Origin of the sequence: Dermacoccus sp. BD5 (assembly GCF_044878485.1) — a bacterium.
Classification (GTDB): Bacteria; Actinomycetota; Actinomycetes; order Actinomycetales; family Dermatophilaceae; genus Dermacoccus; species Dermacoccus nishinomiyaensis.
The window spans coordinates 104607-124146 of sequence record NZ_JANJER010000007.1; the positions used below are offsets into that span (position 1 = coordinate 104607).

Genomic DNA, 19540 nt, shown 5'->3' on the forward strand with positions numbered 1-19540 from the left:
CACATTTCATTCGCACCGCTCGTTAGAGTGCGTCACATGAAGATCACGCAGCACACCGTCGCTCTCATCTCCGGTGCCGGCTCGGGCCTCGGCGAGGCCACCGCCCGCCGCCTGCACGCCGACGGCGCGGCCGTCGTCATCGCCGACCTACCGAATTCGAACGGCCAGGCCGTCGCCGACGACCTGGGCGAGCGCGCCCTGTTCGTCCCCACCGACGTGCGCGACGAGGAGCAGGTGCGCCAGGGCGTCAACGCCGCCGCCGAACTCGGTGAGCTGCGCATCGCCGTCGCCTGCGCCGGGGTCGGCACCCCGGGGCGCGTGCTCGGCAAGCACGGCGTCCACGCACTTGAGAAGTACCGCACCGTCATCGACATCAACCTCGTCGGCACCTTCAACCTGCTGCGTCTGGCCGCCGAGGCGATGGTCGCGAACGAGCCCTCCCCCACCGACGACGGCGCACCGGACGCGCACGGTGACCGCGGCGTCATCGTCATGACGGCCAGCGCCGCCGCTTACGACGGCCAGATCGGTCAGGCGGCCTACGCCTCGAGCAAGGGCGGCATCGTCGGGCTGACGCTCCCCGCCGCCCGCGACCTCGCCGACAGCCACATCCGCGTCATGACGATCGCGCCCGGCACGATGGAGACGCCGATGCTCGCGGGGCTGCCGGAAGCGGCGCGCGAATCGCTCGGCAGGGTCGTGCCGCACCCCTCGCGCCTCGGCCGCCCGAGCGAGTACGCGGCACTCGTCGAGCACATCGTCGCGAACCCGCTGCTCAACGGTGAGGTCATTCGTCTCGACGGTGCGCTGCGTATGCCGCCGAAGTGAACCCCGGGTCCTCGTCCCAGATCTTCACCTCGGCCCCGCGCAGCAGGTTGACGTACAGCAGGCCGAAACCGAAGAGTGCGATGCCACCGACGACGTCGAGGACGAAGTGGTTGCCCGTCGCCATGACGTCCCAGTACGTGACGAGCGGGTAGAGCCAGGCGGCGCGGGCCCCCACGGGCCGGCGCCGCTTCCACGTGTCGTACACGACGTAGGCGACCCAGGTGGACCAGGCGCAGTGCAGGCTCGGCATCGCGGCGTACAGGTTGGCCGATTGCGACGGGTCACGCGCGAGGCGGCCGCCCATGATGTTGTAGACGGCGTTGATGTCGATCATGCCGTCGACGGCAAACCGGGGCGGGGCCATCGGCAGCAACCAGAACACGAGCAGGCTGGGCAGCGTCATCGCGATGAGCAACCGTCTGAGGCGCCGGAACCCGTCCGGGTTCATCCACCAGGCCCACGCGAGCGCGATGGGCACCGTCGCGAGCACCATGCCGTAGTAGTACCCGGCGCCCTGCGCGAGGACGGGCACCTCGGCGAGCGATGAGTTGAGCCATCGTTCGATGTCGATGTGCAGCCACTGCTCCAGGTCGAACAGGCGGTGCGCATGCCGGACCGACTCGTCGTGCTCTCCGCGGATGTGCTCCTGCGCGAACGTGAAGTACTGGAAGAACATCCAGAACAGGAACAACTCGATGAGCAGCGCCGGGCGGCCACCGAGCGGGCGCACGAGCGCCCTGACGAAGCGGGGCGGCGGCTCGGTGGTGCTCAGCGAGAAGTCGTCACGCGACGGCGTCAGGTCGCGCATCGAACGCTCCGCAGGCGTGAGGGAGTCGCGCATGCCACTCCTCACCTCGTCGCGGCCGTCGAACAAAACACGTCAGTGTATCCCCGCGCACTCGCGCAGTTCGAGCCTCGGGGGCGGGCCCGCTCAGTGGCGGTCGATCAGGACGTACGACGCCGCCGCCGACAGCGCCGCCACCCCGACGACGGACGGCCACGCGCCGATCTTCTTCGCGAGCGGGTGCGAGGCGCCGAACCCGCCGACGTACACGGCGGTCAGCGCCGCCGTCTCGGCCGCGCCGCCCTTGGCGAGCCACGTGCGGCCCGCGTACCCGCCGGCGAGCGCGAGCACGACACCCCCGAGCGGACGGATGCCCGTCTCACGGGCGGTGAGGTAACCGCCGAGGAGACCGAGGGCGGCGACGGGTGCGGTTTCGACGTCTGCTGCAGGCTTGAGATTCATGCCCTCATCGTAGGTCGTCGCCCGACGGGACGGGCATCGCGACCCGCCTCGTATAAGATCACAGGGCTGCCGACGCCGGCAGTGTGCTGGAGTGGCGCAATCGGTAGCGCACCTGTCTTGTAAACAGGTGGTTGTGGGTTCGAGTCCCATCTCCAGCTCTCACCGCCCGCCTGCCCGGCCAGGGCACACGACGAGGGCCCCACCGCTTCGAAGCGGTGGGGCCCTCGTCGTCGATCAGGCGATCAGACGCGCGATCAGTGGTTGTTCAGGTGCGCCTGCAGGGCGCGGACGGTGCGGGCGTTGAGGTACGTCGCGCCGTCCTGGGAGATGCCGAGCTTCGACTGCAGCGCGGCGACCGTGCGGGGGCCGATGATGCCGTCGGGCGTCGTGCCGACCGTGCGCTGGAGGGCCATCTTCGTCTGCGGGCCGACGATGCCGTCACGGTACGTGCCGACCCAGGCCTGCAGCGAGCGAGCGGTCTGGCGACCGAGGATGCCGTCGACGGCGAGCTTGCCGGACGTCGCGGCGGGAGCCTTGACGGCAGAACGAGCGGTGGAACGCGACACCTGCGTGTTCGCGGCCGCAGCGGCAGGAGCCGCGGCGGTGCTGCCACCGTTGGCGCGGGTCAGGCCACCGCGCACGGAGCACACGGGCCAGGCGCCGGGGCCCTGGACGGCGAGGGTCTTCTGGGCGATCGCGATCTGCTGCTCGCGCGTGGCGAGGTCGGCGCGAGCGGCGTACTGCGTGCCACCGAAGCCGGCCCACGTCTGCTGCGTGAACTGCAGGCCGCCGTAGAAGCCGTTGCCCGTGTTGATGTGCCAGTTGCCGCCCGCTTCACAGGCGGCGACGCGGTCCCAGACCGAACCGGCCGGTGCGGCCGAGGCGGTGGTGGCGCTCGTGACGCCGGCGCCGACGGTGGCGGCACCGACGAGGGCGACGCCCGCAGCCTTGCGACCCATGGTCGAGTCGGAGGGAGCGGAGTGCTTCGGGGTGTAACCCATGGAGGTGTTTCCTTTCCTGACGACGCCGGTGAGGTGAGCTGTCGGGTTCGAGCGGTCAGGTGCTCGGCCGGTTCGGGACCGGCTTCACCCCAAGGCACTCAACAAGTGCCACGAGTGGGTCCCCCACCCTCGTCTGCGGTTCGCACGGTGCGAATGAAGCGGCGCCCGACGAGGTTTGGCGTTGGCGCTGCCCGCGAATTCTTGGTGTGTTGAGTTATGAGCCGCTTGGGCGACACTCACGACATCGCCACAGCGAGGAGAACGTTACGCGACCTACGTCACAAAATGTGAATCACCGCGGCCCCCGCCGTCGCCGCGCGCGAGAACCCCCCGCCCGTCAGCGGCGACGAGCCCTGCGGCGCTGCACGATCGGGCGGTCGAAAGGCGCCGACAGCACGTCCCCGAGAAGCGCCCCCGTGCTCAGCGCGAGGGCGATCCCGACGGCGCCGAGCATCGTCGTCACCCCGACCCCGGACTGCGCCACGCGCGTCGCTCCGAGCAGTGAACCCGACACGGACTCGTACATGCCGCGGAAGATGCGCAGGCCGGGCAGCATCGGCGAGACCGCGGGCATGACGAGCACGAGCGCGGGGGCGCCGAGGCGCAGCGCGAGCAGTCGCGCGCAGAACCCGACGGCCGTCGCGGCCATCGCGGTCGCCGTCGTCGCGCCGAGGCCGATGGAGCTGACGAGGAACGTCACGCCGCCCACGCCCAGGGCGCCCATGACGGCCGTCGGCACGAGCATCCGGACACGCGAACGCATCGTCACGGCCGAGCAGACCGCGCCGAGCGCGCCGCAGGCAACCTGGAGCAGAAAGGTCGTCGACGGCGAGTCGTAACGCAGCACCCCGGGCGACTGGAGCCCGAGGTCGAGGGCGTTGTCGAGACTCAGCGTCAAGGACAACCCCGCACCGACGCCGACCGTGATGCCCGCGCAGGCGAGGATCACCGTCAGCACGCGCCCGGAGGCGGTAACGGGATAACCGGTGACGGCGTCCTCGACCGCGGACGCCATCTGACGACCGGGCAGCAGCGCGACGATGCCGCCCGAGATCGCGTACGCGAAGTCGGCCATCGTCATCGAGCCGGGCAGGTGGGTGGCGACGTACTCGCCGACGAGATGACTCTGGTGCGACATGTACGCGAGCCACGCGAGCATCGTCGAGGCGAGTCCGCCGGCGGCCGCCGAGTAGAAGCTCGGCACCCCCAGGTTGCTCAGCACGCGCCCGATGCGGTCGACGATGATCGCCGACACGAACGCGACGGCGACGGCCATCCAGCTACCACCGAGGATCGTCGCGACCGACGCGGCGAGACCACCGAACGCGACCGAGACGAGCCATCGCGGGTACAGCCGCGGCATCCGCTGGATGCGCCGCAACTGCTTCGTCGCCTCGTCGAGATCCATGCCGCCCGCGACGAGGCGCTCGACGAACTGGTGCACGGCCGTCAGCCGGGAGAAGTCACGCGTCGACGAACGGGCGACGCGCAGCATCGTCAGCGGCGGATGGCCCGGATGCGGTGACGGCGTCTGCAGCAGCAGCGCCTGGTTCGTGATGTCGACCTCGAGACGGCGCAGCCCCGCCGATGCGGCGACGGCGACGACGCTCGACTCGACGTCACGCGTGCTCGCCCCGCAGCGCAGCAACAACTCCCCCACGCGCACGGCGATGTCGAGCGCCTTGTACTGGGCCGAGTCGTCGCTGACTCCCGCGAGGACGTTCGGGTCGCGGTAGGGAGTGTTCTTCAGCGCATCGGCGATGGGCAGCGGCTCGGTGACCGGTTCGCTGCGCAGGAACCGCATCCGCGGCGCCAGGACCGGCTGCGTGTTCTCGGAGATCGGGTTGGGCCCCGTCGTGCCGTGCTCTCGTCCGTACTGACCCATTCTGTGATCCTAGGACGCCGAACGTGACGATCCCTCGGCGCGCGCTGTGGACGCGCTGTGGTGCATCGACTCAGCGATGCACGCTCGGCGCGTACCGCGCCAGCGGGTCGTCGATGCCGCCCGTCAACGGGAACCACGAGATGTCGCCCTGCTGCAGGAACGAGCCGACCAGCATGAACAGGCCGAGGCCGACGGCGATGCCCGCGACGATGCGCGTCGCGTTCTGCGGCACGAGGCCGCGCACGAGCGAGCGCGAACCGCGCCGGTAGCCGACCGAACCGGCGCCTCGCCACAGCGAGAGCTGCGCGGCGCCTGCGCCGAGCACGAGCGGCAGCGCCCACCACACGCGCGGCACGCCGCCGCGCACGGCCACCCAGCCGATGCCGACGAGCGCCGCGACGCAGGCGAAGACGACGGTCGGCAGGATGAGGGCGAACAGCGTCGACAGCGTCGCGCGCAACGCGTGCCACGGCGCACTCGCGACGGCGACCGCGCCGTCGCTGCGTCGTCGTCCGGCCTCGTAGCGTCGCAGGACGGTCTGGGTGATCGTGGAGTCGCTGAAGCGCGCGGCGAGGTTCCACACGACGAGCAGCACGAGCCCGACGACGGGCACGAGCGCCGTCACGCCCAACCACAGGACGAAGATCGCCTGCAGCGTTCCCGATCGATGCGGCAGGTTGATGCGCGGGTCGTGTTCGCCCGGGCGCGACTGCGGTTTCGGCGCGGGCGGAACGGGCGCGGAGCCGTACGGGCTCGGGTTGGCATACCCCTGGGCGCCCTGACGCACCGGCGCGCCCTGCTGGGCACGCTCGGCGTCCGTCGGCCCCGCACTCACCGGTGGCGGCGTCACCGGCGCGACGCGCGTGGCGTCCGGACGGCCGAGCACGGCCGTCGCGTCGGGGCGGGGTCGCTGCCGTTCGGGGCGAGCGGCGCGCGCATCGGCCGTGCGTCGCACCGGCACGTACGTCGTCGGTTCGCCGCGCGCGTACCGCTCCATCTGTTCGATGACCTGCTGGGCCGACGGTCGCTCCTCCGGCACCGGGCTGAGCGCGGCGGCGAGCAGGGGCCGCAGCCGCGCGTCGACGCCGTCGAGGTTCGCCTGACCACGCGTCACGCGGTCGAGCACCGCCGGCATCGGGCCGCGCCCGAACGGCGGCTCGCCCTGCGCGGCGAAGGCGAGCGTCGCGGCCCAGCCCCACCAGTCGGTCGACGTCGACACGGGCGCACCCTCGACGAGCTCGGGCGAGAGGTAGCCGGGGGTGCCCATGACGAGACCGGTCGACGTCAGGCGCGCATCGTCGGCGATGTGGGCGATGCCGAAGTCGATGACGACGGGGCGCCCGTCGACCATGAGCACGTTGCCCGGCTTGAGGTCGCGGTGGACGACGCCGGCGTCATGGATGGCCTGGATGGCGACGGCCAGGTCGCGCCCGAGGCGCGCCAGCGCGTCGGGCTCGAACGGCCCGCGGCGCTTGACGACCTCGTCGAGGGGGATGCCGGGCACGTACTCGGTGGCGATGTACGGGCGCTCGCCGTACGGTTCCGCGGCGATGACGGCGGCGACGCCGGGTGTGTGGACGCGTTCCAGCGTCGCGACCTCCCGCGCGAGGCGGGTGCGCGCGTCGGGGTCGTAGGCGATGTGCGGGCGCAGCACCTTGACGGCGACCTCCCGCCCGTCCGAGCGTCGGGTGTCGAGCGCGCGGTAGACGACGCCCATGCCGCCCTCGCCGATCTTGTCGAGGATGCGAAAGTGGCCGACGATGTCCCCACCGTCGGCCGGGGTGGCCGCGTGAGCGCCCGAGCCCTGCCGCGTCCGCGTGCCTTGCGGCGCCACCTGTGTCGCGTCGTCGTGACGCTCGGTTGCCGGCGACGGCGTCGGGTGGGTGCGCCGCGGCAGACGGTGTCCGGCGCGTGTCGGCTCGGGAGGCTCCGGTGACGTCATGGCTCCACGGTAGGCCGCGCACATGACAAAGTGCTGGATCGACGCGGCCCGGCACGCCCCCGCCGCCCCGCGATAGGCTCGTGACGAAGACGCGAACGGCCCCGGCGCCCCGCCGAATTCGAGCGCACGCCGCACCTGTTCGTCCCGCGCACCGATGAGCGAAGGAACTTTCCGATGAGCGAGACCTACGACTTCGTCGTCGCGGCCAACCGGCTGCCCGTCGACCGCGTGACGACGCCGGACGGCGAGTCGCAGTGGCGCCGCTCCCCCGGCGGCCTCGTCACCGCGATGGACGCCGTCATGCGTGGGCGTGACGGCGCCTGGGTCGGCTGGGCGGGCGACCCAGGTGAGGCGCCCGAGCCGTTCGACGACGGCGGCATGCACCTGCACCCGGTCGCGCTGTCGGAGCAGGAGGTCGCCGACTATTACGAGGGCCACAGCAACGACACATTGTGGCCCGTCTACCACGACGTCATCATCACGCCGACGTTCCGTCGCAGCTGGCGTTCGGTGTATCGCCGCGTCAACCGTCGCTTCGCGAACGCCTGCGCCGAGGTCGCCGCGCAGGGCGCGACGGTGTGGGTGCACGACTATCAGCTGCAGCTCGTGCCGGAGATGCTGCGCGAGATGCGCCCCGACCTGCGCATCGGCTGGTTCAACCACATCCCCTTCCCCGCCGTCGAGCTGTTCGCGCAGCTGCCCGGGCGCGAGGAGATCCTCGAGGGGCTGCTCGGCGCCGACTTCCTGGGTTTCCAGCGCACCGAGGACGCGGGCAACTTCCTGCGCGCGGTGCGTCAGTACCTCGACCTCGACGTGACGGGCGACGTCGTCGACCTCGGCGAACGTCAGGTGCGCGCAGCCGCGGTGCCGATCTCGATCGACGTCGAGGGGCTGCGCGAGATCGTCGAGTCGGATTCGGTGCAGGCGCGGGCGCGTGAGATCCGCGAGCAGCTCGGCAACCCGGAGAAGATCCTGCTGGGCGTCGATCGCCTCGACTACACGAAGGGCATCCGTCACCGCCTCAAGGCGTTCGGCGAACTGCTCGCCGACGAGCGGCTCGACCCGAGCAAGCACAAACTCATCCAGGTCGCGACGCCGAGCCGCGAGCGCGTCAAGGCGTACATGGATCTGCGCGACCAGATCGAGCTGACGGTCGGGCGTATCAACGGTGACTTCTCGAGCATAGGCGCGACGGCGCTCACGTACCTGCACCGCTCGTTCGACCGCGAGGAGATGGCGGCGATGTTCGCGGCCGCCGACATCATGCTCGTCACGCCGCTGCGCGACGGCATGAACCTCGTCGCGAAGGAGTACGTGACGTGCTGCGCCGACGACGGGGCGCTCGTGCTGTCCGAGTTCACCGGCGCCGCGACGGAGCTGAGCGACGCCTACCTGTGCAACCCGCACGACATCGCGGGTCTCAAGCAGCAGATCATGAAGGCCGTCGACGCGCCGGCGCCCCAGCGTCGTCAGCGGATGGACTCGATGCGTGCCCTCGTGAGCGAGAACTCGGTGCAGCAGTGGGCGAAGAACTACCTCGCGAGCCTCGAGGCCGCCCCGAAGGCGCCGTCGACGCAGGCCGCATCGTGACCGCGACGCCGCTGCGGCCGCCGTCACGCGAGGAGCTGGGTGCTTTCGCGCGCCGCGGTGACGTGCTTGTCGCCTCCGACTTCGACGGGGTGCTCGCCCCGATCGTCCTCGACCCCGCGAGCGCCCGCCCGCAACCGGGCACGATCGAGGCACTCAGTGCGATGGCGGCGCTACCGGGCGTGAGCGTCGCGCTCGCATCGGGTCGGGACCTCGCCACCCTGCGCGCGCTGACGGGGATCGACGAGTCCTCCCCCATTGTCCTCATCGGCAGCCACGGCGCAGAGATCTCGCCCCCCCTCGGCTCCGCCGCCTCGGGCGCCAGCGCGCTGAGCGACGTCGAGCGCGCCGCCCTCGACGGCGCCACCCACGCGCTCGAGACGATCGCCGAACGACTGCCCGCGACACGCGTCGAGTACAAGCCGGCCGGCGTCGTCCTGCACACCCGCGGCATGGACGAGGACGAGGCTGAGCGCGCGACCTGCGCGGCGCTCGCCGTCCCGAAGGATGTCCCGGGCGTCCACGCGATGCGCGGCAAGGCCGTCGTCGAACTGTCGGTGCTCGACGTGTCGAAGGGCGCGGCACTCGCGGCCCTCGCCGCCGAGCGCAACCTGCGTGCGACGGTTTACCTGGGCGACGACGTCACCGACGAGACGGTGTTCACGACGCTGCGCGCGGGAAGCGACATCGGCGTCAAGGTCGGCGACGGCGACACCGCCGCAGCGCACCGCGTCCCCGGCTGCACCGACGTCCCACCGCTGCTCGACGCTCTGCTCGGCGCGCTGACGAAGGCGCGGCGCAACGCGCCACGAGACGACGCCGACGTCCGAGACGACGCCGACGCCGACGCCGGGGAGGGCGCCGTCAGCGCACCGGAGGCGGGCCGGTAGAGGCGCGCACGACGAGGTCGGGCGCGAGCACCAGCTCACGGGCGCACGGCGCGGCCGCTGCGAGCCCACGGATCTGGTCGAGCAGCGTGTCGACGGCGCCGTCGGCGAGCGCGGGGACGTTCTGGCGCACCGTCGTCAGCGGCGGCGAGGTGTGCTCCGTCATCGCCGAGCCGTCGAATCCGACGACGGAGAGATCCCTCGGCACGTCCAAGCCCGCGTGGCGCGCTCCGCGGATGACGCCGAGCGCCATGAGGTCAGAGCCGCAGATGATGCCGCTCGCGCCCCGCGTGGTGAGCTGCGTTCCCGCGAGTTCGCCGCCCTCGACGCTGAACCACGTGTGTTCGACGAGCGCCTCGAACCCGAACTCGGCCGCGGCGTCGCGGAACGCCGTCAGCTTGCGGATCGACGGGGTGTAGCGTGCCGGCCCGACGGCCAGACCGAGCCGGCGGTGCCCCAGACTCAGCAGGTGGCTGACGGCGAGGCGCACCGCGACGCGGTCGTCCGTCGACAACGACGTGACGGCGAGGTCGTCGCGGTGGCCGTTGACGAGGACGACGGGCAGGCCCTGCGCGACGAGTTCCTGATGGCGCGCGATCGACGCCGTCGTGTCGGCGTGGCGCCCCGAGACGTGGATGAGCCCGGCGATGCCGCGTTCCAGCAGCATCGACAGGTACTCATCCTCCTGCACCCCGCCGGCGCTCGTCGGGCACAGGACGGCGGTGTACCCCGCTGCCGCGAGCCGCGTCGTGACGGCCTGTGCGAGCGCGGGGAAGATCGGGTTGTCGAGTTCGGGCACGACGAGGCCGATGGCGCCAGCCCCCGCGCGGCGCAGGCTCACGGGGCGTTCGTAGCCGAGGACGTCGACGGCGGTGAGGACACTGCGGCGCGTGGCCTCGGCGACGCCGGCCTTGTTGTTGAGCACGCGCGAGACGGTCGCCTGCGAGACCCCCGCAGCAGCAGCGATCTGCTGCAGGCGCGGCGGCGATTCGTCGCCGCCACGCCTGAGCGCCGCGTCCTCGGTGGCGCTCACGCGCCCGCTCCCGTCGCGCCGCCGCGGTCCGAGTTCACTTCACCGAGCCGGTGGTGAGACCACCGATGAGCTGCTTCTGGAAGGCCAGGTACAGCGCCATGATCGGGATCGAGCTGAGCAGCGCACCAGCCGAGAACTGGCCGAACAGGGCGTTGCGGTCGTTGCCGACCGTCATGCCGTAGAGGCCGACGCCGAGGGTCTGCTTGTCGACGTCGGTGAGGAAGATGCTCGCGAGCATGAACTCGCCGAACAGGCTGACGAACGACACCATGAACACCGTGACGAGGATCGGGCGCACGAGCGGCAGCGTCAGGCTGAAGAACACGCGGGCATGCGAGGCGCCGTCGACGAACGCGGCCTCGTCGAGTTCCTTCGGAACGGTGTCGAAGTAACCCTTGAGAAGCCACACGTTCGATCCCATCGCGCCGCCCAGATAGACGAGGATGAGCCCCCACGTGGTGTTGAGGCCGAACGCGGGCATCACCTCACCGATCCTCGAGAAGGTGATGTAGAGGCCGACGAACGCGAGCAGCGCCGGGAACATCTGCAGCAGCAGCAGCGCGAGCAGCATCGCCCGGCGGCCTCGGAAGCGCAGGCGCGAGAACGCGAACGCGGAGCACGCGCCGATGAAGACGCTGAACACCGAACCGACGAGCGCGATGAGCAGCGCGTTCTTGTACCAGGTGACGAACGGTCGCGCCTCGTTGCTGAACAGGTCGGAGAAGTTGTTGAGCGAGAAGCTCGTCGGCAGCAGCGTCGAAGAACTCAGCGTCCCCGCCTTGTTGAGTGCCGCCGAGAGCAGGAACAGGATCGGGAACAGCGCGAAGGCGAGCGCGCACAGCGCGAGCAGGTGGCGCCACCACACGCCGCCACCGAGGCGCGGCGCACGAGCATGCGTGCCACCGGGGGCAGCTTCGGGCACGCCGGTCACGGCTCCCGGTTCGGGCAGGCCGGCCGCAGGGGTGTTCATGGCAGACATCAGTTGACCTCCTCGAGGGCCTTGCTGCGCAGGAAGCCGGGGAAGCTCAGGAGCGCGACGATTATGAAGATGACGACGGCGACCGCGGATGCGAGACCGAAGTTCGGGTTCGTCCCGTCGATCGCGAGACGGTACGCGTAGGTGATGAGCAGGTCGGTCGAGCCGATCTGGGCGCTGTCGCCGACGAACGGCCCGCCCTTGGTCAGCAGGTAGATGAGGCCGAAGTTGTTGAAGTTGAACGCGAACGACGCGATGAGCAGGGGGCCCACCGCGACGAGCAGCAGCGGCATCGTGATGGAGCGCAGCGTCCGGACCGGGCCGGCGCCGTCGATGCGTGCGGCCTCCATGACGTCACCCGGGATCGACTGCAGCGCGCCGGTGCACACGACGAACATGTAGGGGAAGCCGAGCCACAGGTTGGTCAGCAGGATGGCGGCGCGCGCGGCCCACGGGTCGCCGAACCAGTCGATGTCGAGGCCGGTCAGGTTGTTGATGAGGCCGTAGTCCTGGTTGAACATCGACGCCCACACGAGCGCGGAGACGAACACGGGCACGGCGTACGGCAGGATGAGCAGGCTGCGGTAGATGGCGCGGCCCTTGATGCGCGGGTCGTTGAGCAGCAGTGCGAGCAGCATGCCGAGCACGAAGGTCGACAGCACCGACAGGATGGCGAACGCCATATTCCACGCGAAGATGCCGAAGAACCCCTTGCGAATCGTGTCGTTCGTCACGAGGTCGGTGTAGTTCTTGAACCCGACGCCCTGCTTCCACCCGACCGGCAGCGGGCTCGCGGAGCCGGACTGCGGCACCCAGCGTGCATCCTTCTCGACGTACACCGTGCCCGTGGCGGAATCGGTGAGGGTGTTCTTCGCCTTGTCCCACTTCAGCGTCGGCGCGCCCTCGAAGGCCTGCGAGACACCACTGGCCTTGATGCCGTGGCCGTCACTCGTCGGCACCGCGAAGTTGGCGAGGTCCTTGCGCTTGTTCGCCTCGCCGAGCTTGAGGACGCGATATCCCTCGGCCGACTTGAGGTGGCCGATGCCCATCTCCGTCTTGCCCGTGAGCGGCTGCAACCCCTTGGCGTCACCGACGAAGTGCTTGCCCTTCTCGTCGGTCAGCAGGAAGTGCAACGGCGCGGACGTCACGTCCTGGCCGTCCTTGACGGCGATCGACAGCCCGTACGTCGGCGACCCCGCGACCTGCTGGACGGAGTAGGCGATGTCCTGCTTCGTCGCCTCCTCCTTGGAGACGAGGTGGCCCTGGCCGTAGTTCGTGAACGACGTCGCGGCCGTGTACACGATGGGCCACACCTGCAGCCCGAGCAGCAGCATCAGGCCCGGGAACAGATACTTCGCGGGCACGTTGCGGCGCGTGCCGTACACGACGAGCACGGCCATCGCGACGAACGCGACACCGACGACGGCGAGGCCGTACCCCTTGTCGGCCAGCTGCGTCGCGAGATAGATGCAGAGGATGACGGCGGCCGCGACGAGCGCCCACTTGAGGATCGGCGCCCACACGGGGCTCTTGGCTGGCGGCAGACCCGACGTCTGCTCGGGGGCGGCGAGGGTCGCCATGTCCTTCTCCATCGCTCGGGGAACTCGTTCACCGGTGCTCACCGCACCGGCCTGGGGCGTGAGGCGCCTCGCGGGCGCCGTCAGGCCTGTCGTGATGGGCGTCGTCGTCGACGCGCCGTGAGCCGGCGACCGACGTGGTCACCGGCTCACGGATGCGACGTGGGTGGATCGTCAGCTGCCGGCCTTGATGGCGGCCTCGATCTCCTTCTGCGCCGCGTTGAAGCGGGCGTCGGGGGCTGCCTTGCCGGAGATGACGTCCGCCATCGCCTGACCCATCGGGCCCCAGACGGCATTCATCGCGGGGATGTTCGGCATGAGCTTCGCGCCCTTGCCGGCCTCGGCCCACTTCGCGACGTCAGGATTGGACTTGACGACCTCGTCGTACGCCGCCGTCAGTGCCGGCGGACGCTTGCCGACCTCGAACAGCGCCTTCTGCGCGGCCTCGGTGGTGAGGAAGGACGTGGTGAACGTCTGAGCGACGGTCGCATTCTTCGCCTTCGAGCTGACGTAGAACATCTGCACGCCGAGGAACGGCGTCATCTTTCCGCCACCGCTGACGGTGGGCAGCGAGGAGACCTCGTACTTGATGCCGGCCTTGTCGAACGTCGGCAGCGACCACGGGCCGGTGATGATGTACGGCGCCTTCTTGTCGGCGAACAGGGCATCACCGTTGGTCTTGTCGACGTTGGTCGACAGCACCTTCTTCTTGCCGAGCTCGGCGATCAGGTTGGCGCCCTTGAGGCTCTCGGGCGAGTTGACGAGCAGCTTGCTCGCGTCGTAGTCGCCGTTGGCCTTCGTGCCGAAGATGCCGCCGCCGAAGCCGGTGAGGAACGGGATGCCGTGGTAGGCGTCGCCCTGCTTGCCCATCTCGAGGGAGAGGACGTTCGTCGCCTTCTTCTCGTCGACGACCTTCTGACCGGTGGAGACGAGCTCGTCGATCGTCTTCGGCGCATCCTTGACCATGTCGGTGTTGCGCACGAGCGCCATGTTCTCGACGGCGTAGGGCACGCCGTAGGACTGGTTGTTGTACTTCGTCGCGGCGATGGCCTCCTTGTTGAAGCCGGAAGCGACGTTGGCGGGGATCTGCACGGGCGCGACGGAGCCGTTGGAGACGAGCTCACCCATCCAGTCGTGGGCGCCGACGATGACGTCGGGGGCCTGGCCCGCCTTGAAAGCCGTGCCGTAGTTGCCGCGCACGTCCGTCGAGACCTGGACGGAGACCTTGACGTCGTTCTCGTCCGCGAACTGCTTCGCGAGCTTGGAGACGACGGGGGCCGCGGTGCCGTCAGCCCAGATGACGAGGTCGGCGTTGGCGTCACGCTTCGGGTCCTTGGCGTTGACGTCACTGCCGGCGGCAGCACTGCCCGACGCCTTCGCGTCGCCGGACTTCGACGAAGCCGCAGAGGTGTCGCTCTTCGACGAGTCGGACGAGGACGAGCCGCCGCCGCACGCGGAGACGGAGAGGGCGAGGACGCCCGCGAATGCGACAGCCACACTGCGCTTGGTCATGAGTACTCCGATTGTTCAGGGCCACACCTCGAGTGTGGCCTGCTTCACAGCATGCAGCGTGCGCTCAGGGTCTGCAAAATTTTTCATGGTCACGATTTGATCAAGGAGCGTTGACCGGGTGATAGGGAGGGCCGAGCGAGCATGCAGGTCGACCCACCTACCCTTCGAGACGGGATGCTCAGATGAGCACTACTGAAACAAATGTGCAGAAGGGCTGGTCAAGAGCCGCTCCCATCAGGCATGCTGTGTGCGGCGTCACATCCGTGCGCCGCCCGTTCACAACGGATCGTCCGGCACGTTCCTGCCGGTGAGCGCTAAGGAAACCCCATGGCAACCGTCACGTACGACAACGTCACCCTCACCTACCCCGGGGCCGATCGTCCCAGCGTCAGCGACCTCAACATCGAGATCGCCGACGGCGAGTTCCTCGTCCTCGTCGGCCCGTCGGGCTGCGGCAAGTCGACCTCGCTGCGCATGCTCGCCGGCCTGGAGGAGGTGACGAGCGGGCGCATCCTCATCGACGGACGCGACGTCACGGCGCTGTCGCCGAAGGATCGCGACGTCGCGATGGTGTTCCAGAACTACGCGCTCTACCCGCACATGAGCGTCGCCGACAACATGGGCTTCGCGCTCAAGATCGCCGGCGTCGACAAGAGCGAGATCCGCAAGCGCGTCGAGGAGGCCGCGCAGATCCTCGACCTCACGCAGTACCTCGAGCGCAAGCCGAAGGACCTGTCGGGTGGTCAGCGTCAGCGCGTCGCGATGGGTCGCGCCATCGTGCGTCAGCCGCAGGTGTTCCTCATGGACGAGCCGCTGTCGAACCTCGACGCCAAGCTGCGCGTGCAGACGCGCACGCAGATCGCGGACCTGCAGCGTCGCCTCGGCGTGACGACCGTCTACGTCACCCACGACCAGGTCGAGGCCATGACGATGGGTGACCGCGTCGCAGTCCTCAAGGACGGTCTGCTGCAGCAGTGCGACACGCCGCGCAACATGTACGACCACCCGAAGAACGTCTTCGTCGCGGGCTTCATCGGCAGCCCCGCGATGAACCTGTTCGAGGTGCCGGTCAAGGACAACAAGGTGCTGCTCGGTACCGCGTCGATTCCGCTGCCCGCGGACGCCCGCCCCGGTTCGAACCGTGTCACGCTCGGCATCCGCCCGGAGGACCTCGCGCCGTCCGACGCGGGTCTCGAGGTCGACGTCGTGATGGTCGAGGAGCTCGGCGCCGACGCCTACGTCTACGGCAAGACGAACGTCGAGGGCGAGGACCAGCAGGTCATGGCCCGCGTCGACGGCCGCCGCCCCCCGATGAAGGGCGACACGCTGTACTTCGCGCCGAAGACCGATCACATCCACCTCTTCGACGTCGAGACCGGCGAGCGCATCAACGACTGAACGCGCACCCGCGAGGGGCTGACATGACGATCGAGCGGACGATGGCGAGCGGCCATCGTCCGCTCGACGCATCGACGGGTGGCCGATGCACCGTTTCGGGTGAAACACACCGTCACGCGGATGCGCGCAGCCGCCCCCGCACGGTGGGAGGATGACGAGGTGGCACTCGACATCAAGGCAGCACGCCCCTACCCCGCGCTGTTCGCACTGCCGTGGAGCGTGCCCCTCGAGCAGTGGCCAGAGGATCAACTCGCGGCACTGCCGCGCGGCATCTCGCGTCACATCGTCCGCTTCGCGAAGGTCGACGGCCGCATCCTCGCCGTCAAGGAGATCAAGGCCGACATCGCGCTGCGCGAGTACGCGATGCTCAAGCAGCTGCGGCGCCTGCACCTGCCGTGCGTCGAGGCGATCGCCGTCGTCACCGGACGCACCGACGTGCACGGCGAACCGCTCGACGCGTGCCTGCTGACGCGGCACCTGCAGTTCTCGCTGCCGTACCGCGCGATGATCAGCCAGACGCTGCGCCCGGACGCGGCGACCCGCCTCATCGACGCCCTCGCGGTCCTGCTCGTCAAGGTGCACCTCGTCGGTTTCTGGTGGGGTGATGTGTCACTGTCGAACGCCCTGTTCCGTCGTGACGCGGGCGAGTTCGCCGCCTACCTCGTCGACGCCGAGACCGGTGAGCTGCGCGAGAAGCTGTCGAACGGCCAGCGCGAGCACGACCTCGACATTGCGCAGGTCAACATCGCCGGGGAGCTGATGGATCTGCAGGCCGGCGGCATGGTGCCCGACGACATGGACCCCGTCGAGGTGAGCAACACGATCGTCGAGCGCTATCACGAGCTGTGGGAGGCACTCACGCAGGCCGAGCGTTTCGATGCCTCGGACGCGTGGCGCGTCGAACAGCGCATCCGCTCGCTGAACGACCTCGGCTTCGACGTCGGCGAGCTCGACATCACGACCGACATCGACGGCACGACGATGTCGATCAAGCCCCAGATCGTCGAGGCCGGCTACCACACGCGCCGCCTGCGTCACCTCACCGGTCTCGAGGTCGGCGAGAACCAGGCGCGACGACTGCTCAACGACCTCGTCAGCTTCACGGCGAGCAAGAACCGTCAGAGCGACGACGAACGCGCCGTCGCGCACGACTGGCTCGCGACGATCTACGAACCGATCACCCGCACGGTACCGCCGCAGTTGCGTCAGAAGCTCGAACCAGCCGAGATGTTCCACGAGGTGCTCGAACACCGCTGGTACATGTCGGAGCGTCTGCAGCATCGCGTGACGATCGAGGAAGCCGTCGCCGACTACGTCGAGAACATCCTGCCGACGAAACCGGACGAGCAGAACGTCATCGCCCCCGACGCAACGCCCCTGCAGATGACCGCGCGCTGAGCGCGGCGCCCCGGTAACCTCGTGTGCGACGGAGCACAGGAGGGAATTATCATGAGCAACAACACGAATGGATACGGCAGCCAGCCGTACGGTCAGAATCCGCACGACCCCGCCGCGCAGCCGGGCCAGTACGGCGGCGCGCCGCAGGGCCAGCCTGCTTACGGACAGCCGAGCCATGATCAGCAGGGTTACGGCCAGCCTCAGTACGGCCAGCCTGCCCAGCAGTACGGTGACGCGCAGTACAGCGCGCAGGGCCAGCAGTACGGCGGCGGCTACGGCCGGCCGGACGCCTACGGCGCACCGGGCTACGCCCAGCAGTACGGTCAGGGCGCGCCGAACATGCCGATCCTCGCGAGCTGGGGTTCGCGTGTCGGTGCGGCGTTGCTGGATTGGCTCATCACGATCCTGCCGACCATCATCTGCGTCGGCATCGCGCTCGGCACCGGAGATTTCCTCAAGGACGGCTGGGACGCGCCGGGTGCCGACCCCACCGATCCCTTCACGGACCGGGCCTGGGCGTTCATGGGCGCGGGCACGCTGCTCGGTCTGCTGTTCCGTCTCTGGAACGAGGGATACCTGCAGGGCAAGCGAGGCCAGAGCATCGGCAAGAAGGTGCTCAAGATCGGCGTCATCAACGAGCGGACCGGCCAGTACCTGGGTGTCGGCCGTGGTCTCGGCCGCCTCGCCGTCGACATCCTGATCTCGCTGCCGTCGCAGCTGATCCCGCTGCTGTTCTTCATCCCCCTGCTCAACTACCTGTGGCCGCTGTGGGACGACAAGAACCAGACGTGGCACGACAAGGCCGTCCACTCGCTCGTCGTCCGCACGGCCTGAGCGGCCCACCCGCCATCGACGCCTGACGAGAAGGAACGGACATGAGCAACGGACACGACCCCTACGTTCCGCCGCCCGAGCACGGTGGCGCCCAGGGGCACGGCAGCGGCGCGCAATCGCAGCCGGGCCCCCAGTACCAGCAGTACCAGGGCCAGCCGTACCGACCGCAGGGCTACCAGAGTGCGCCGCAGCCCAGCCAGCCGTACCAGAACCAGCCCTATCAGGGGCAGCAGTACGGTGCGCCCGCTCGACGGGTGGGGTCAGCGCCCTACGGTTCGTGGGGGTCGCGCGTGGGCGCCTACCTCATCGACAGCCTGCTGTCGGCCGTCCCGATGATCGTCATCTCCGGTCTCGGATTGTGGCTGGCGTTCAAGGACAGCTACTCGGTGGAAGACATCAACGGCAACTCGACGCTGCACAACGTCTCCGGCGGCGGTGTCGCGTTGGCGCTGCTCGGTCCGCTCGTCGCGTTGCTGTTCAACCTCTGGAACCGCGCCATCCGTCAGGGCAGGACGGGCCAGAGCCTCGGCAAGAAGATGCTGCACCTCAAGGTCGTCGACGAGCGCACGGGTCAGCCGACGGGCGCCGGTGTCGGCTTCGGGCGTTACCTGCTCGAAGCCGTCGCCGGCGGTATCAGCGGCGGACTCCTGCTCATCGTCGACCTGCTGTGGCCGCTGTGGGATGACACCAAGCAGACGCTGCACGACAAGATCGTCCACACGATCGTGGTGCGCGGCGACTGACGCCCGCCCCACCGCGGGCGAGCCTCGAGCTCGCCAGACGTGAAACGGCCCGGTTCCCCTCTCCGAGGGAACCGGGCCGTTTCGCGTCAGGGCACGCGTCAGCGCAGACGCTGGTGGATGTCCTCGCTCATGCGAACGATCGCGACGTAGAACTCGAGCGTCATCCGGATGAAGACGAGGTACAGCAAGATGAGGACGGGGCCGATGATGAGAGCGAGCAAACCCGACGCCGCGTTGTCCGCGAAGCCGCCGATGACCATGAAGACCCACAACAGCCCCAGGGCGCCGACGGAGATGGCGTAGGCGAACTTGACGATCTTCGGCGTGATGAACGTCGAGAACGAGAAATCGAACAGCGCCTTGAAGAACCCGGCGCCCGACAAGGACTGATCAGCGGGCACCTGCTGCCCGTACGCCTGGGCGCCGGCCGTGGGGTTGGCCTGCGTCTGGTCGTAGGACGTGTGGGCGCCGTACTGGTTCGACTGGCTCTGGTGCGGCTGACCGTACTGCCCGTATTGCCCCTGGTCACCGGTCTGGTCGTACTGGTTCGGCTGACCGTAGTGGCCGGGGTTCTGGCCGTCGCCGGGCTGGTATCCGTCGTAGGAGTCGTGGTTCGACATGGTGAAGGTCTCCCTCTCGTTCATCATGGTGCCTGGACGTACCACGATACGGGGCCGGGAGCCTCCCGCATCC

Annotated in this window: 17 protein-coding genes, 1 tRNA gene and 1 riboswitch; of the genes, 8 read left to right on the forward strand and 10 right to left on the reverse strand. The window is 69.4% G+C overall.

The window, feature by feature from the left end; genetic code table 11:
- Positions 1 to 36: 36 nt before the first annotated feature.
- Entirely contained in the window at positions 37 to 828 is a 792-nt protein-coding gene (locus NQ706_RS07270) for an SDR family NAD(P)-dependent oxidoreductase (RefSeq protein ID WP_038569298.1), read from the forward strand.
- Here NQ706_RS07270 and NQ706_RS07275 read toward each other — a convergent pair.
- Complete coding sequence (locus NQ706_RS07275) at positions 788 to 1669, reverse strand: phosphatase PAP2 family protein (RefSeq protein WP_404360653.1); 882 nt, start codon at positions 1667 to 1669, stop codon at positions 788 to 790. The two genes, NQ706_RS07270 and NQ706_RS07275, sit on opposite strands and share 41 nt — an antisense overlap.
- A gap of 90 nt (positions 1670 to 1759) precedes the next feature.
- The gene (locus NQ706_RS07280) at positions 1760 to 2074 is read right to left on the reverse strand and encodes a hypothetical protein (RefSeq protein WP_038569300.1); all 315 of its coding nucleotides are present in this window, start codon (positions 2072 to 2074) and stop codon (positions 1760 to 1762) included.
- 85 nt (positions 2075 to 2159) lie between these two features.
- Between NQ706_RS07280 and NQ706_RS07285 the strand changes: the two genes are divergently transcribed.
- A tRNA-Thr gene (locus tag NQ706_RS07285) sits at positions 2160 to 2232 on the forward strand.
- Positions 2233 to 2328: 96 nt separating this feature from the next.
- Here the strand turns inward: NQ706_RS07285 and NQ706_RS07290 are convergent.
- From NQ706_RS07290 to NQ706_RS07300, 3 genes are all read right to left on the reverse strand, one after another.
- The gene (locus NQ706_RS07290) at positions 2329 to 3075 is read right to left on the reverse strand and encodes a transglycosylase family protein (RefSeq protein WP_006943724.1); all 747 of its coding nucleotides are present in this window, start codon (positions 3073 to 3075) and stop codon (positions 2329 to 2331) included.
- 6 nt (positions 3076 to 3081) lie between these two features.
- Positions 3082 to 3235, reverse strand: a riboswitch (cyclic di-AMP (ydaO/yuaA leader).
- Positions 3236 to 3412: 177 nt separating this feature from the next.
- A complete protein-coding gene (locus tag NQ706_RS07295) occupies positions 3413 to 4960 on the reverse strand; it encodes a threonine/serine exporter ThrE family protein (protein WP_038569302.1) in 1548 nt (515 codons plus the stop codon).
- Positions 4961 to 5030: 70 nt separating this feature from the next.
- Positions 5031 to 6902, reverse strand: coding sequence for a serine/threonine-protein kinase (locus NQ706_RS07300; RefSeq protein ID WP_288756713.1), 1872 nt, complete (start codon positions 6900 to 6902; stop codon positions 5031 to 5033).
- A 174-nt stretch (positions 6903 to 7076) separates the two neighbouring features.
- Between NQ706_RS07300 and NQ706_RS07305 the strand changes: the two genes are divergently transcribed.
- Together NQ706_RS07305 and otsB are read left to right on the forward strand one after the other, a co-directional pair.
- Positions 7077 to 8492, forward strand: coding sequence for a trehalose-6-phosphate synthase (locus tag NQ706_RS07305; protein ID WP_038569306.1), 1416 nt, complete (start codon positions 7077 to 7079; stop codon positions 8490 to 8492).
- Positions 8489 to 9379 carry a trehalose-phosphatase gene (gene otsB / locus NQ706_RS07310; RefSeq protein WP_051806131.1) on the forward strand — a complete coding sequence of 297 codons (891 nt, stop codon included), beginning with the start codon at positions 8489 to 8491 and terminating at the stop codon, positions 9377 to 9379. Before NQ706_RS07305 ends, otsB begins: the two co-directional genes overlap by 4 nt.
- Here otsB and NQ706_RS07315 read toward each other — a convergent pair.
- From NQ706_RS07315 to NQ706_RS07330, 4 genes are all read right to left on the reverse strand, one after another.
- A complete protein-coding gene (locus NQ706_RS07315) occupies positions 9354 to 10409 on the reverse strand; it encodes a LacI family DNA-binding transcriptional regulator (RefSeq protein ID WP_051806132.1) in 1056 nt (351 codons plus the stop codon). The two genes, otsB and NQ706_RS07315, sit on opposite strands and share 26 nt — an antisense overlap.
- A gap of 34 nt (positions 10410 to 10443) precedes the next feature.
- Entirely contained in the window at positions 10444 to 11388 is a 945-nt protein-coding gene (locus NQ706_RS07320; RefSeq protein WP_038569307.1) for a sugar ABC transporter permease, read from the reverse strand.
- A complete protein-coding gene (locus NQ706_RS07325) occupies positions 11388 to 12965 on the reverse strand; it encodes an ABC transporter permease subunit (protein WP_235181944.1) in 1578 nt (525 codons plus the stop codon). The genes NQ706_RS07320 and NQ706_RS07325 overlap by 1 nt, the downstream gene beginning before the upstream one ends.
- 171 nt (positions 12966 to 13136) lie before the next feature.
- Positions 13137 to 14474: a maltose ABC transporter substrate-binding protein gene (locus NQ706_RS07330; protein WP_038569309.1), complete on the reverse strand. Its 1338-nt coding sequence runs from the start codon at positions 14472 to 14474 to the stop codon at positions 13137 to 13139.
- A gap of 327 nt (positions 14475 to 14801) precedes the next feature.
- Here NQ706_RS07330 and NQ706_RS07335 point away from each other — a divergent pair, with 327 nt between their 5' ends.
- From NQ706_RS07335 to NQ706_RS07350, 4 genes are all read left to right on the forward strand, one after another.
- Complete coding sequence (locus NQ706_RS07335; RefSeq protein ID WP_038569310.1) at positions 14802 to 15872, forward strand: ABC transporter ATP-binding protein; 1071 nt, start codon at positions 14802 to 14804, stop codon at positions 15870 to 15872.
- Between the two features lie 120 nt (positions 15873 to 15992).
- A complete protein-coding gene (locus tag NQ706_RS07340; RefSeq protein WP_404360658.1) occupies positions 15993 to 17270 on the forward strand; it encodes a DUF4032 domain-containing protein in 1278 nt (425 codons plus the stop codon).
- Positions 17271 to 17321: 51 nt separating this feature from the next.
- A complete protein-coding gene (locus NQ706_RS07345; protein WP_038569311.1) occupies positions 17322 to 18104 on the forward strand; it encodes an RDD family protein in 783 nt (260 codons plus the stop codon).
- Between the two features lie 41 nt (positions 18105 to 18145).
- On the forward strand, positions 18146 to 18847 hold the full coding sequence (locus NQ706_RS07350) for an RDD family protein (RefSeq protein ID WP_404360660.1): 702 nt from the start codon (positions 18146 to 18148) through the stop codon (positions 18845 to 18847).
- 98 nt (positions 18848 to 18945) lie between these two features.
- On the opposite strand, the gene NQ706_RS07355 is transcribed toward NQ706_RS07350, so the two are convergent.
- Positions 18946 to 19467 (reverse strand): DUF4282 domain-containing protein, encoded by a 522-nt coding sequence (locus tag NQ706_RS07355; RefSeq protein WP_150112786.1) that lies wholly within the window; start codon positions 19465 to 19467, stop codon positions 18946 to 18948.
- Positions 19468 to 19540: the final 73 nt, after the last annotated feature.

What these genes read in the sequence shown, in the direction of transcription:
- NQ706_RS07280 (WP_038569300.1), bottom strand. Translation starts at nt 2,074, where the DNA reads ATGAATCTCAAGCCTGCAGCAGACGTCGAAACCGCACCCGTCGCCGCC.
- NQ706_RS07270 (WP_038569298.1), top strand. Translation starts at nt 37, where the DNA reads ATGAAGATCACGCAGCACACCGTCGCTCTCATCTCCGGTGCCGGCTCG.
- NQ706_RS07295 (WP_038569302.1), bottom strand. Translation starts at nt 4,960, where the DNA reads ATGGGTCAGTACGGACGAGAGCACGGCACGACGGGGCCCAACCCGATC.
- NQ706_RS07325 (WP_235181944.1), bottom strand. Translation starts at nt 12,965, where the DNA reads ATGGCGACCCTCGCCGCCCCCGAGCAGACGTCGGGTCTGCCGCCAGCC.
- NQ706_RS07345 (WP_038569311.1), top strand. Translation starts at nt 17,322, where the DNA reads ATGAGCAACAACACGAATGGATACGGCAGCCAGCCGTACGGTCAGAAT.
- NQ706_RS07350 (WP_404360660.1), top strand. Translation starts at nt 18,146, where the DNA reads ATGAGCAACGGACACGACCCCTACGTTCCGCCGCCCGAGCACGGTGGC.
- NQ706_RS07290 (WP_006943724.1), bottom strand. Translation starts at nt 3,075, where the DNA reads ATGGGTTACACCCCGAAGCACTCCGCTCCCTCCGACTCGACCATGGGT.
- NQ706_RS07340 (WP_404360658.1), top strand. Translation starts at nt 15,993, where the DNA reads ATGCGCGCAGCCGCCCCCGCACGGTGGGAGGATGACGAGGTGGCACTC.
- NQ706_RS07305 (WP_038569306.1), top strand. Translation starts at nt 7,077, where the DNA reads ATGAGCGAGACCTACGACTTCGTCGTCGCGGCCAACCGGCTGCCCGTC.
- NQ706_RS07300 (WP_288756713.1), bottom strand. Translation starts at nt 6,902, where the DNA reads ATGACGTCACCGGAGCCTCCCGAGCCGACACGCGCCGGACACCGTCTG.
- NQ706_RS07330 (WP_038569309.1), bottom strand. Translation starts at nt 14,474, where the DNA reads ATGACCAAGCGCAGTGTGGCTGTCGCATTCGCGGGCGTCCTCGCCCTC.
- NQ706_RS07355 (WP_150112786.1), bottom strand. Translation starts at nt 19,467, where the DNA reads ATGTCGAACCACGACTCCTACGACGGATACCAGCCCGGCGACGGCCAG.
- NQ706_RS07335 (WP_038569310.1), top strand. Translation starts at nt 14,802, where the DNA reads ATGGCAACCGTCACGTACGACAACGTCACCCTCACCTACCCCGGGGCC.
- NQ706_RS07275 (WP_404360653.1), bottom strand. Translation starts at nt 1,669, where the DNA reads ATGCGCGACTCCCTCACGCCTGCGGAGCGTTCGATGCGCGACCTGACG.
- NQ706_RS07320 (WP_038569307.1), bottom strand. Translation starts at nt 11,388, where the DNA reads ATGTCTGCCATGAACACCCCTGCGGCCGGCCTGCCCGAACCGGGAGCC.